The sequence below is a fragment of the Paenibacillus sp. HGH0039 genome, from assembly GCF_000411255.1.
Classification (GTDB): domain Bacteria; phylum Bacillota; class Bacilli; order Paenibacillales; family NBRC-103111; genus Paenibacillus_F.
The window spans coordinates 949,453-962,557 of the sequence record NZ_KE150413.1 but is presented as its reverse complement, the minus strand read 5'-3'; the positions used below and the strand labels follow the sequence as shown (position 1 = coordinate 962,557).

The window sequence follows — 13,105 nt, the reverse complement described above, 5'->3', positions numbered from 1 at the left end:
TGGCTTTATGTGATTTCATGTTGTTTTGATTTTAAAAGGGTTTTGAAGCGCTGTCAACCGCTTTATGCATGCCCTGGTGCAGGCTGTCCAGCAGACGGCGGGTTTTATCGCAGCCGTACTCCCAAAACATGATGCCGGCCAAGTTTTTTTCCTCGACATACCGGCACTTATGCTGAAGGGATTCCTCGTCGTCGTAGGTGATAAACGAGCTGCCGTTGAACAGGTAAGGCGCTTTCGCTTCCTCGTCCCAATACCGGACATAGCCGTTTTTATTGATGTAGTCGTTTGCAAGCGTCGTATAATCCGGACCGTATCCGCCCGAGCCTCCGGCGATCTGGTGAAGCCCGTTGGCCGTATCCGGCACCTTCTCCCATTGACGGGAATAAAAAGCGGCTCCGACCACGATTTTATCGCGGGGTACGCCTGCACCGAGGTACAGGTTAATCGACGTATCCGTACTGATGCGGAACAGATCCCCCGTAGAATTGTAAAGATTCGTATGGTGCCCCGTGAGAACCTGGAAGCCGCCCCGCATGTCGTATGTCATCACCTGAAGAAAATCGAGATACCGGTGCACTTGGTCCATCTCCGTACCGTCCAGATAATACTGGTCGGCCCCCACCGCGATCGTCAGCAGGTAACGGCGTCCGTCCTTGCGTCCCTGTTCGTCTATCGCTTCCCGGATCGTTTGCAGAAGCAGCGTAAAATTCCGTTTGTCCTCGGGGCTCGACTGGATGCCTGCGGCGGAGTAGCAGGGATATTCCCAGTCCAGATCAATCCCGTCGAACGGATGCGCCAGGAGGATATTCACGGCGGACTGCGCCATCCGTCTCCGGCCTTCCTCGGTGGAGGCCGCTTCGGAAAATCCGCCCGCTCCCCATCCGCCGACAGACAGGAGCAGAACGAGCTCCGGATTGACGGTTTTAAAACGCGTTAGCTCATCCAGATGGGCAAGATGATCGATCCGGATTTCATCTTCCCGAACATGGCCGAAAGCCACATTCAAATGGGTCAGCTTGCCGAGATCTTCCCCGGTTACGTCCGGGAGTCCGGCATCGGCGACATAGCCCGCTACTACATAAGGTTTGCTCATTGCGGTTTTTTCCTCCTAATCGTTCTCACACAAATTTTCGAAAATTTGCAAAGCTTCCCTAGCGGACCCCACTTTGTACCCGGACTGGGTGTGACGGATTTGTCCCTTCCGGTCTACAACGAATACGTGCGGAAAACCGGCATCGGGCAGCGGACGCTTCGCGTTAAATTCATCCAGGGAAACGTAACCTTCATCCCGAACAAAATGAGTTCCCGCAGGCAGTTCGCCATAACGAGCGGGATCGAATGAAACCGTTCTCCGGTCGTCGCCTACCACCATTATAACGGCTGCTTCCGCTTTAGCATACAAATTGGAAAGCTCTGTAAGCTCACGGATCAGATGCTTGGAAGGCTCCCGTTCCGGTTCGATCCAGGCCGCCAGCACGGCACGGCCGCCCGCCAAATCTTCAAGCGTACGGGTTTCTCCGTTCTCCTCCAGACTGCCGAAAACGGTGTTCCCGTCCACGGAACCGAGCACGGGAACATCGGAAGGAGCCGTGCGGAAGGTTGGCGTCAGCTTCGTCTGCCGGCCGGGAACAACGGTGAAATAGCGGAAGCGGGCCAGTACCGTCCCGTCCTTAAGCCGCGTCCCGGTCGTCAGCCGGTAGCTGCCGGCTTCCAGTTCCAGCGGCTCCGCGTACAAGTCGCTCTTGCCGTGCGGGAACACGATCGTCCGGTAAAGACCCTCCTCAAGACGGGCCACGGTGAGGTTCTGGAAGTAAGAAGCCTCCGGGGCGGGCGCTGCGGCGGACTCTTCAGACGCCGCGGAGTCTGAACGGGCGCCAGGCGCCTGCGGCTCGGCAGCGCCCGGATGCGCGTCCCCGCCCGGCTGGCGAAGCAGCAGCGTCCCTCTCTGCGCTTTGCTTTCTTCGCGTTCGCGCCAACCGGCATTGATCCATTCGCCGTCCTGCCTAAACTGAGGCTTCTGATTATTCGGATGAAGCCGGGCCGGAATGCCGAGGCTGCGGCAGACGGCGACCAGCAGAATATCGAGAGAAAGGCGGTCGCCTTTCTTTAGCGCGAAGCTGCCTGCGGCGGAAGCTCGGCCCGGAAGATTCGTCAAGTCATCCCGCACCTCGAATTCGGCGGCAAAACGGCGCACAAGCCCGGACGGGTCCTCCCGGTATGCGGCAGCCTCCTCTGCCGTGAACGCTTCTTCGAACAGCCGCCGGTACGGTCCGATCATTTCGAAGTGCACCCTCGGGCAAAGAATATACGGGACGAACACGTCCTCCTCCCAGGCATCCGCCCATTTCAAGGCGTGCAGGAGATGATCGTCCAAAGTCGGACGGAACGTGTCCAGCATGTCTTTGTCCCTCATGCTTTCCAGCAGCCGGAGAGGCCACACTCCGTAGGCGGCGGTCCGCTCCCGGAGAAAATCGCGGATTTCCCGGCTGTTTCCCCTGGCCTTGCGCAGCACGTCCCACACCCGCTCCGGGGGAAGACCGAGTTCTCCGGCCAGCTTTACCGCGTCCTGTTCGCCGAGGAACGTATCCTCGAAGCTTTTACGGACCGCGGCTCCCTCCTGCTCCCGTGCCTGATGCACTCGCAGCATCTCCTCGGTAACCGCGGACAGGGCCTCGCCTTCCCGCTCGGGAGGCGGCACCATGTCGACGTCCTGCGTCCCCGACGGCTCCTCAGCGTTCCGGATCGTCATAACCAAGCTGGAGCTGCCCGCAGCCGAGAGCTTCTCTTCTCCCCAAAGGCCGTCTTTGACGGCACGGACGAGCAGATCTCCCCATCCCGTCCTGAACACGGCAAGGCCCTCCGAATCGGTCGTAAGGACGGCAATCGGGTACAGCTCCGCCATGTTATACAGCTGGAAAAGGACCCGCGCGCCCTCAACCGGCCGGCCTTCTTCGTCTTTGACGGCAACGTTCACCGTCCGTACGGGCGCGTACGTTTCCAGCAGGTTGATTTCCGTCAGCCACTCTTCGGCCAGCGTAACCGGTTCCGGTCCCGGGTAGTTGGCGTGAACCCGGGTGTTGACCAGCATGGCCCGCCGGGCGGGCGCGCTGAACCAGCCCCGGTCCAGTGCGGGCTCGGGCTCGCAGGCGCCGATATAATGCCACTGTCCGTCGGCCCAAGCCTCCACCCAGGCATGATTATCGTCGCAGTGGGCCCAGCGCGGCGTGTAGCACTGCCTGGCGGGAATACCGATGCTCCGCAGCGCGGATACCGCGAGCGTCGACTCTTCCCCGCAGCGTCCCTGCGCGCTTCTCAGCATCGTCAGCGGCGAGATCGTCCGCAGATCGCTTCCGACGTAAGTGGCTTTCTCGTGACACCAATAGTTGGTCTCCAGGATCGCCTTTTCCATCGGTAAATGCTTGGTCCGCTCCGCCAGTTCCTCATAAAGAACGCCCCGGCAGTCTTCCAGATTCTCGCTGTTCACCCGGAGAGGCAGTACGAAGTGAAGAAACAGACGATCCGGCACCCGCCGGCCCCAAGGTACTTTGGCGCGGATTTCAAGCGTCGTGCGGACATGGTTTAAAAACAAGGCTCCGTCGTAATCCGCCAAATCGTTTAAGGGCATATACGCGAAAAGAAATTTGAGCGCCCACGCTTCTTCCTCGGTCAGCTTCTGCCGGAACACGCCGAAAAGCTCCTCTTCTTTAGCCCGGGCGAACTCCCGCTTGATGTTGAATTTCCTCTGCACTTCCGCCAGCGCTTCGGCATCCATAGAAAAAACAGACAAATCCGGATGGAGAGCCGCGTTCCGATCAACCTCCAAATCCGCGTTCAAATTCGCTTTCAAACAATCGTTTTCAAGGAGATTGACGTTCGGCTTCTCAGCCTCATTCCGGTTCTTAACCGGCTTATTGTTCCGATTCGGATTTTCATTCGTATTCGCGTTCATCTGTCTCTCACTCCTTCCATAGTTTTCCGTCCTCGCGGATTACATAAACGGCTTTGCCGTCGGCGGAGGCGGCGCAAATCTGAAAGCTTCTTGCCGTCGTTTCAACCTGCGGAACGATGTTCCATGGCTCACAGCCAAGAAGTTCGTTGACATCGCTTATAAAAACACCCGACTGTTCATAATGATTGCGCTGCCGGTAATACAGCTTCCGCAGCTCCCACTTTACGCGTTCATCGTCCGGCAGCGCGAAGCTTTCCGGCCCGTCCCCGTCCGCAAACACCACATAACCCCACAGCTCGGGATAATGCATGTTGACGATTCCCATCGGAGACCAGACCCAGTTATCCTCGGGATAAGGATTGCCGGTATTGGGATCTATCATTTTCCGGTAAGAGCCGTCCGAAGTCTCCGTCCGCCACTGCACGCGGGAGAAATTCACGCGCCAGAATTCTCCTTGGACCGGCGGGCGGTTCTCAGGCGCGCACTCCCGCAGGGCGGACCACGGCATCGCCACCTCCAGCGTCCACTTCCGGTTGTCCGCGTCCGGATTGTTCAGCTCCCCGTCTATATGAACGGCCGTTTTCAACCCGCCGATATCCCAGCCGTTGACGGGCGGTCCTCCGTCCCGGTATGGTTTGACGAGCAGCAAATCCCAGACCGTATTCAAGGCATTCATCTCAAATTCGTAATACTCGTGGGTATCGCCGTCGGGATCGATAAAGATCTCAAAATCGTTGTCGTAAAAAATGACGGAATCCCGCTCCGTAAGCGTCGCCCAGATCTGGTCCTCCATCAGCTCCGCCGCAAAATAGAAATACCGGTCGTCCCAGAGCATTTTGACCCGGGTCCGTTTGGACGGCTGCGGCTTGGCGTCTCCTTCGATATCCGTAAAATCTTCCGTCCAGTCGGCCGCTTCCCAGAACGGCTTGTCGATCCGTCCGTCAAGCTCCAACGGCCCGGACGCCCGCCTGCACAAGTAATGCTTGGGCGCAAAAGTGATGCGCGGTTCCGGCACTCCGCTTAACGCCATGCCGATCACCCCTTTCTCTAAGTGGATAAAACTGTTCCGGACAGGGCCGCCCTACTTCCCCGACAGCCGGAACACGATGGCCTCGGGTGCTTCCTTCTCCCGGACAGACTCCGGCAGGCGGACGGTAATTCCTTTTTCGGTCAGCCGGTAATCCAGTGGTATGTACCCGTCCAGCAGCTCAACCCGGGCAAAGGAATCCCGGAGAGGGATGCACATCTCCGCTTCCATCGGCGACTGTTCCCGCTCGACCAGACAAAAGGCGTAGACGGCCTCCCCCTTCCGCGTGAAACGCCAGCTGCCGGAACCGTAAGGCTCGCAGATGCGCGTTCCGTAAATGGCTTCGCCGTTTACCTTCAGCCACGCACCGAGTCCTTTCATCCTCGCCACGGCCGTCTCCGGCAGCCTTCCGTCCGGCTGCGGCCCGACGTTGAGGGCGAGGTTGCCGCCCTTCGCCACGATCTCGACGAGCAGATGGACAAGCTGGCGGACGGTTTTATACGTGTCCTCGTACCGGAACGAGAACGACGTCCCCATCGTGATGCAGCTCTCCCACGGGACGAGCAGGGGGCGCTCCGGGAGCGTCTGCTCGGGGGTGATCAGGTTTTCGTACGGCCCCCCGACGGTCCGGTCCGCACAGAGCAGCCAAGGCTGCAGCTCGCGTGCCTTCTCCACGGCTTCGCCGAGCCGGATGTCCTGGTTGTTCGCCGCGTTCACCCAGCCCGCGTCCAGCCAGAGCATGTCGATGCGCCCGTAGCGGGTCATGAGCTCGCCGATCTGCTCGTGCGTGAACTTCACGAACTGCTCCCACAGCCAGGGGTGTTCCTTCGTGTCGTAAGAAGTCCCCCGCGACGTGCGGCCGCCCCGCTCCATACCCGGGGCCCAGTAATAGGGCGAGCGCCAGTCCGCTTTCGAGAAGTAGGCGGATATCGCCAGTCCCTTCGCCCGGAAAGCGTCGAACAGCCTGCCGCAAATATCCGCATGCCGGTGGACATGGAACGGGCAGTCGGGATGCGTCGCGCGGTAATCCGTCGTGCGGGTATCCCACATACAGAAGCCGTCATGATGCTTCGTCGTAAAGTTCAAGTACTTGAAGCCGCTGTCTGCGGCGAGTCCGGCCCACAGCTCGGGCTGAAAGCGGAGCGGATTAAACGTGCGGTTCAGCCCGAAGTATTCGCGTTTAAGCTCTTCCGCGCTCACGTCCCAGTCGATTCCGTCCCGGGACCAGTCCGCATCCGCGTCGCTCAGCGCCCACGACTCCACGACACCGAGCTGGGAGTACGGTCCCCAGTGCATCATGAGCCCCAGCTTCTGGTCTCGGAACCACTCCAGCCGCTCCAGCAGCACGGGATCGTCCGGTTTGACCCAGTCTTCCTCCCGGCTGTAATTGTGTACGCCTTCCACGACGGCCGCCGGCGCCCCTTCTTGTGTCTCTGCGTTCATCTCACTCATCTCACTCATCACTTAACCTCCAGACAAGCCGATTTTTTTTGTAATCCCTTTCATAAATCCTACGAACTGCCCTATGAATCCGCTGTTTTTTTGGTATGATTATGGATATTCCTTTCAAAAACACCGCTTAGAAGCTAAATCAACCCGAAACAGGAGGGAACAACCAATGAAATCCGATTACTTTAAATCGAAGCTTTTTATGCGATATATTTGGTCGTATTTGTTCATCCTGCTTATTCCGCTGGCGTTCGCGACGATCTTCATTTACCGCAGCGCCGTGAGCAATCTTCAGTCCGAAATCGAGCAGTCTCACCTTAACCAGCTCAATCAGACGAAGACCATCATCGACGGACGGGTCAAAGAATTGACCGAAATCGCGTCCCGGATTTCTTACGACGAACGGCTGACGCTTTACAAGGTCCACGACCCTTATTACAGCCGGGAAGCGATCAGCGCATTGGATAACTACAAAGCGACCAGCTCCATTATCGGGGATCTGTTCCTGTACTATCACGACGACGATAAAATTTACTCATCCTTCGGCATGTCCGGTCTGGACGTGTTTTCGGACAAATACAGCTTCCACAACTGGACCCAGGACGGGCTGCGGCAGGATTTGAATACGCTTAAATTTCCAAAAATGCGACCGGCGGACCTCGTCAGCCAGCCGACATCCCTGCAGCAGTCGATTCTCGCTTACCTGGTGCCGATTACGCCCAACAGTCCGGCCCCTCACGGGACCGTGATGTACTTTATTCCGGAATCGGAACTCACCGGCTTGATCGACTCCATTCTCGGCAGCTACCACGGACTCACGTACATTTTTGACAACAACGGGCAGGTCCTGACGAACAACGGAAACGAGGAATCGCTGACGGCAGGCGACCTCGGCGCTTTGTTCAAGCTGCCTCCGGGCATCCACAATCAGGCGTTAAACGGACAGTCCCACTCCGTCGTATCCGTGAAATCCGATAAAAACGGCTGGACTTACGTCACCTTGATGCCGAGCGCCCAGTTTTTCAGCAGCGTGCTGCATGTGCGCAGCTTTATTATTCTGCTGGTGTCCATCGTCGTGATCGTCGGCGCCGCCCTGGCGCTGCTGCTTGCCCGGATGCAGTACCTGCCTATCTCGAACCTGGTCCATTTCGCCAGCTCCAAATCGAGAAGCAGCCGGACTTCGGGCAATGAACTCGAGCGTATCCGGATTTCCCTGCAGGAACACAGCACCCGCGCGGATCTTCAGGAGCCTTACGCCCGCAATCACGCCCTGCTCATGCTGCTTAAATACGGGCAGACCAAGAGCTTGTCGGCCGATCTTCTTGAAGCTTTCGATCTGAAATTCGACCATGACCGCCACTTTGCGATGGTAATCGGTTTTGACAAGCGCTCTCATCTGCACGACAGCAAGGATGACTGGCAGACGATGATCCAGCTGTTTGCCGAAGTCGATTTTCCCGGGCTTGCCGCCAAAGCTTACAGCGTGGAGCTTCCCCAGCCGAATCAGCTTGCCCTTGTCGTCGGGTTCGATCCCGCCGGCGCCGGACAGACGCCGCCTTTCGGTCAGATGCATCAGATCGTGGAAGGGATCCGGACCCATCTGCTGGAGCTGTTCGATGCTTCGCCGGTTATCGGGGTCGGAACGGCTTATACGAGCCACGCGCACTTAAACCAGTCGTACATCGAAGCGTGTTCCGCGTTTGAATCGAACATTTTGACCGTTCATGGAAGCGTTACCTTTTTTGAAAAGCTGTCCAGTACGCCGGAGCGCAGCACCTTCTGGATTCCCGGCAACGTGCTTTTGAAGCTGTCCCAAAGTCTGAAACAAGGCAGTTATGACGTATCGGAGCAGACCCTTCAGGAAGCGCTGAAAAACTTGCCGGCAGCCGGGCTGAGCGCCCCGCATCTGCGGCTGATCCACTACGATATCCTGACGACCCTGCTGAAGACCGCGTCCGAACTCGGTATTCAAGGCTTGACGCAGGACGTTCTGTCCAAGCTCAACTTCAATTCATCCGAGGAGCTTGAAGCCATCTGCCTGAACCTCGCCGCCCGGATCTGCTCGCAGGTGGAACGGGACCGGACGAAGGAAGAGCACTCCCTCATGGACCGGATTGTCGGGTATATCGACAAGCATTTCATGGAGCACACGCTCAGTCTGGAGGTCGTATCCGCCGAATACGGGATCTCGCCTTCTTATCTCAGCCGGACGTTCAAGGAGAAGACCGGCATCAATTTTATCCAGTATATCTGGCAAAAAAGGATGAACGAGGTCATGCATCAGCTGAAAACGACGAACGATCCGCTCAAAGAGATCATCGTCCGCGTCGGCTATCTGGATACCCCCAATTTCATCCGGAAATTCAAAAAGGAAACGGGCTATACGCCGGGTCAATACCGGACGCTGAACACGTCGGGCGAGCATGCTTAGCCGGGTGAAACCGACGGCAGGTTCGGTGCGGCCAACCCCCATACAGGGCCGGAACACGCGGCAGAAGATCCTCGAATGAGGTTCCGTTGAAGGTGCGGCTGACGGTTGGACTCGCGGTCCGGCAGGCGGTCTATCCGCATCCTTTAGCCGATGGCCGTCCGACACTCCCCCATGAAATGAATCCGGCTTCTCCCGCCGCCTTGCCCGCAGGCCCGCTCCCCGGTTATACGGGGGCGGGCCTGCTTATTGTGGCGCGTAAGGACAGCCGACGTGCGGCGGCGATTGTCCGTCTGACGAAGGAAGCGGAGCGCCCTGTGAACGGCTTCCCGTTCGGCATGTGGCAGCGTCTGCGCATTCGGCAGGCTCTACTTCTTCTCGCTGCCTTGGTTCCAGCGGTCGTACGCCGCCTGATAGATGCCCGCGATCTTGTCGCTGCCCATTTTCTTGAGCTGACCCGCATATGCATCCCAGTTCGCCAGCGGTTCCTGGCCGGTTACGAACTTCGCTTCCATCTGCTTAACATACGTATCCAGATCGGATTTAAGCCGGGTCACTTCCGCCTGCTCTTCTTCGGTCAGGAAGACGCTCGGGAACGGGATTTTGGCGATCGGCGTCAGCTTCTCTTCGTTTTCTTTGTCGATCCATTTATCGAAATCGGTTTTCAGCCCTTTGGACAGCTCGCTGCTGGCCGCTCCCGGCACGAGAATGCCGTAATTCGGCGTCAGCGTGCCTCTGTATTCTTCGCGGTCGCCGCCGCCCGGTACGGGCTTCCACTCCTTCACGTGCTTCTCCTTGTCCGTGTACTTCCAGAGCACATCCTCCGGACCTTGGGCGAACAGCGTGCCGCCTTCGTACCCGTACATATAATCGACCCAGCGCATGGCCGCTTCCGGACTCGGGTTGCTCTTCGTGATGGCGAACGTTCCGTTGGAGGAAATGCCCGGGTGTTTGCCGTAAACGGGTGAATCCGGCACTTCGCTCTTAACCGGCTTCATCATCGGGTTGCTCTCGTCCGGCTCCGTGCCCAGCGTGAAGTAAGGGTAGTAATCGCTGAACAGCGCAACGCGGTTGTTTTTGCCTTTCGCTTTCTTCTGTTCGTCGGTTTGGGAGAACGTCTCGTGATCGAGCAGGTTGTCTTTCCACAAGCGGTTCAGGAACGTTAAATACCCTTTGTAGCCTTCCTCCTGAGGGGTGTAATGGACCTTGCCCGCTTTGTCGGCGTAAACAACCTCGTCGTAGATGCCCCAGAATCCGAGGAAAAACATCCGCAGGTCGTCGAGTTTAACGGAGGTCAGCGGAACCTCGTCCTTCTTGCCGTTGCCGTTCGGGTCTTCGTCCTGCACGCGTTTGAGGTAGGTGTAAAGCTCTTCCGTCGTCTCCGGCAGCTTCGTCATGCCCAGCGCCTTCAGGAATTTACCGTTGTACCACATCGGACCGCGGTACCAGACCGCCGACAGGTCAATCGTGCGGAGCGCGTAAATATGGCCCGACGGAGTCGTCATGTTTTTGCGGATCTCCGGATGCTCATCGAGGATTTTCTTCAAGTTCGGCGCGTAGTTGTCGATCAGGTTTTCAAGGGGAAGGAGCACGCCCTGGCTGCCGTACGTCACCTGCTCCGCCGGCTTGATGTCCGCCCCGAAGAACACGTCCGGCAGGCTGTCGCTGGCGAACACGAGATTTTTCTTCGAATCGAAACTGTCGATCGGCGCGTTCTGGTACTGCATCTTAATGCCCGTCAGTTTCTCCATCTCCTGCATCACCTGCATTTTGTTCCAGTCCTGCACGCCGACATCGGGAGCCATCAAAGTCATCGTCATCGGTTTATCGACAATCGGGAACCCGTCTTTTTTCACTTCGGAGGCGTTTTTACCGGTTCCCGCTTCCCCGGCTTTATCGGCGGAGCCGCAGGCGGACAGACCTGCTATCACAAGCGTAAGACCGAGCATTAGCGAGCCTGACTTCAACACTTTTTTCATAAATAAAATCCTCCCCTTGTATGGTGTATGGCAAGATCAGCCCTTGACGGAACCGATCATGACGCCTTGCACGAAATAGCGCTGCAGAAACGGATAGATCGCAATAATCGGCAGCGTGGACACGATGATGACGGCATATTTGACAAGCGCCGCAATCTCGGCTTTATTGTTGAGCGCGGAAGCCGTCGAGGCATCCAGCGAGCCGCCCGTCTGGGCCGACATCTCCTGAAGCACGAGAATCTGGCGCAAAATCAGCTGAAGCGGATACTTGGATTCTTCGTGCAGGTAAATCAGCGCGGAGAAGTAGCTATTCCAATTGCCGACTCCGTAAAATAGCGCCATGACAGCCACGATGGGCATCGAAAGCGGCAGGATGATTTTCAGAAACATCCGCATATTCGTGCAGCCGTCGATCTGGGCCGCTTCTTGCAGTTCCTTCGGAATAGAGGTTTGAAAAAACGTCCTCGACACGATGATGTTCCAGATGGACGCCGCAGAAGGCAGAATGATCGCCCACATGCTGTTCATGAGCCCGAGACCCTTGACGAGCAGGTACGTGGGCACAAGGCCGCCGCCGAAAAACATCGTCACCATAAACATGCCCATAAAAAAGTTGCGGCCCACAAAATCTTTGCGGCTGAGCGCATACGCCGCCGGAATCGTGACGAGCAGGTTAACGGCCGTCCCGACCACCGTATACAAAATTGTGTTGGCGTACCCCATCCAAATTTTCGTGTTGGCAAAAACGATCTGGTACCCTTCGAACGTGAGCCCTTTCGGGAACAGCCACATCTCGCCCGAGCCGACATACTTCGGATTGCTGATCGAAGCGCTCAAAATATAAACGAGGGGATAAGCCACGAGAATGAGGGCAATCGCGACATAGACATACGTGCTGATCAGGAACAGTTTATCCCGCGCCGTATCTTTAACGGTCGAGCTCATCCGGTTTCCTCCTTTCTATTTACCATAAGCTGTTCTCGCTGGTACGGCGGACAATCTGGTTCACAGTCACCAGCAATATAGCGCTTACAATGGAGTTGAACAATCCGACTGCCGCCGAGAAGCTGTACTGGGCGTTGACCAGACCCGAACGGTAGACGAAGGTGGAAATGACATCCGACGCCTCCATGTTGAGCGGATTTTGCAGCAGCAGGATTTTCTCGAACCCGACTCCGAAGAGGCTTCCCATATTCAGAATGAGCAAAATGGTCATCGTCGGCACAATCGTCGGAATATTAATGTGCCGGATGCGCTGGAATCTCGAGGCGCCGTCGATAATGGCCGCTTCATGCAGCTGCGGGTCCACGCCGGACAAAGCCGCCAGGTAAATAATCGTTCCCCAGCCTGCGCTCTGCCACACGCCCGAGAACACATACATCGTTTTGAACCAGTTCGGGTCCGTCAAAACCTGCGGGGCCTCGAAGCCGAGCTTCTCGATCAGATGCACCAGAATCCCCGTAGACGGCGACAGGAACGTAATGATCATTCCGGCCATCACGACAACGGATATAAAATGAGGGGCGTACGTGACGGTCTGCACCATCCGTTTGAAAAATCCGTCCCGCACTTCGTTAAAAGCGAGCGCCAGAAGGATCGGAATCGGAAACCCGACGGCAAGATCGTACAAGCTGATGCTCAGCGTGTTCCACAATAGATCCCAGAAATAATACGACTCGAAAAAATGGACGAAATGATCGAATCCGACCCAGGGGCTCCCCCATATTCCTTTGGTTGGAATAAAATTTTTGAAGGCGATCAGGATGCCGTACATGGGCCCGTAATGAAAAATAAGAAAGTAAAGAAACGCCGGGGCGATAAACACATACAATTCCCAGTTTAAAACCATCCGTTTCCAGACCGGCTTCCTTTCTGTACCCGCTTTCGGGCGCCCCGCTGTGCCTGCCGTGCGGATGCTTGCTTTTGCCTGCATCGTATCACTCCTTTCCGTTTAGTTTTGGTAGCGTTTTCAAAAGTGTATCCCCCGGGGCGGGAGTCCGTAAATATGTCATTTTCAATCCCTACATCATTCGTGGCGGCCTGCTCCGTTAGGGAGTAAATTCGCGGTTTCCGGTATTTGGATAACAAAAAAGACATATTCTTGGCGGGATTCGCCCGCTTCGGGTTCCCTGAACGCAAAGATAACCAATCCTCCCCAAACAGGCGGTTGGTTATTCTTGTTCTCCGCAGACGCACGTCAAAAACCACATCAATCCAGCGCCTGCGGAATGTGAGATACTGCTTAAGAATCGTTACGCGAAAAGGAGAGGATA

8 protein-coding genes are annotated in these 13,105 nt (G+C 56.8%); 1 reads left to right on the top strand and 7 read right to left on the bottom strand.

The window, feature by feature from the left end; all coding sequences use genetic code 11:
• Positions 1–31: 31 nt before the first annotated feature.
• From HMPREF1207_RS18640 to HMPREF1207_RS18625, 4 genes are read right to left on the bottom strand one after another with little or no spacing between them, the layout of a single operon-like run.
• Positions 32–1,093, bottom strand: coding sequence for a glycoside hydrolase family 18 protein (locus tag HMPREF1207_RS18640; RefSeq protein ID WP_009677158.1), 1,062 nt, complete (start codon positions 1,091–1,093; stop codon positions 32–34).
• A 15-nt stretch (positions 1,094–1,108) separates the two neighbouring features.
• Entirely contained in the window at positions 1,109–3,949 is a 2,841-nt protein-coding gene (locus HMPREF1207_RS18635) for a transglutaminase domain-containing protein (RefSeq protein WP_016423879.1), read from the bottom strand.
• A gap of 7 nt (positions 3,950–3,956) precedes the next feature.
• Positions 3,957–4,979 (bottom strand): carbohydrate-binding family 9-like protein, encoded by a 1,023-nt coding sequence (locus tag HMPREF1207_RS18630; RefSeq protein ID WP_009676131.1) that lies wholly within the window; start codon positions 4,977–4,979, stop codon positions 3,957–3,959.
• 51 nt (positions 4,980–5,030) lie between these two features.
• Positions 5,031–6,428, bottom strand: coding sequence for an alpha-L-fucosidase (locus HMPREF1207_RS18625; RefSeq protein ID WP_370866931.1), 1,398 nt, complete (start codon positions 6,426–6,428; stop codon positions 5,031–5,033).
• 166 nt (positions 6,429–6,594) lie between these two features.
• Here HMPREF1207_RS18625 and HMPREF1207_RS18620 point away from each other — a divergent pair, with 166 nt between their 5' ends.
• The gene (locus tag HMPREF1207_RS18620; protein ID WP_009676139.1) at positions 6,595–8,856 is read left to right on the top strand and encodes a helix-turn-helix domain-containing protein; all 2,262 of its coding nucleotides are present in this window, start codon (positions 6,595–6,597) and stop codon (positions 8,854–8,856) included.
• Positions 8,857–9,221: 365 nt separating this feature from the next.
• Here HMPREF1207_RS18620 and HMPREF1207_RS18615 read toward each other — a convergent pair whose 3' ends face one another.
• The 3 genes from HMPREF1207_RS18615 to HMPREF1207_RS18605 are packed head-to-tail and all read right to left on the bottom strand — an operon-like array spanning position 9,222 to position 12,765.
• A complete protein-coding gene (locus tag HMPREF1207_RS18615; protein WP_009676237.1) occupies positions 9,222–10,832 on the bottom strand; it encodes an extracellular solute-binding protein in 1,611 nt (536 codons plus the stop codon).
• 36 nt (positions 10,833–10,868) lie between these two features.
• Complete coding sequence (locus tag HMPREF1207_RS18610; protein WP_016423878.1) at positions 10,869–11,777, bottom strand: carbohydrate ABC transporter permease; 909 nt, start codon at positions 11,775–11,777, stop codon at positions 10,869–10,871.
• Positions 11,778–11,796: 19 nt separating this feature from the next.
• Positions 11,797–12,765: an ABC transporter permease gene (locus HMPREF1207_RS18605; RefSeq protein WP_016423877.1), complete on the bottom strand. Its 969-nt coding sequence runs from the start codon at positions 12,763–12,765 to the stop codon at positions 11,797–11,799.
• Between the last annotated feature and the right edge of the window lie 340 nt (positions 12,766–13,105).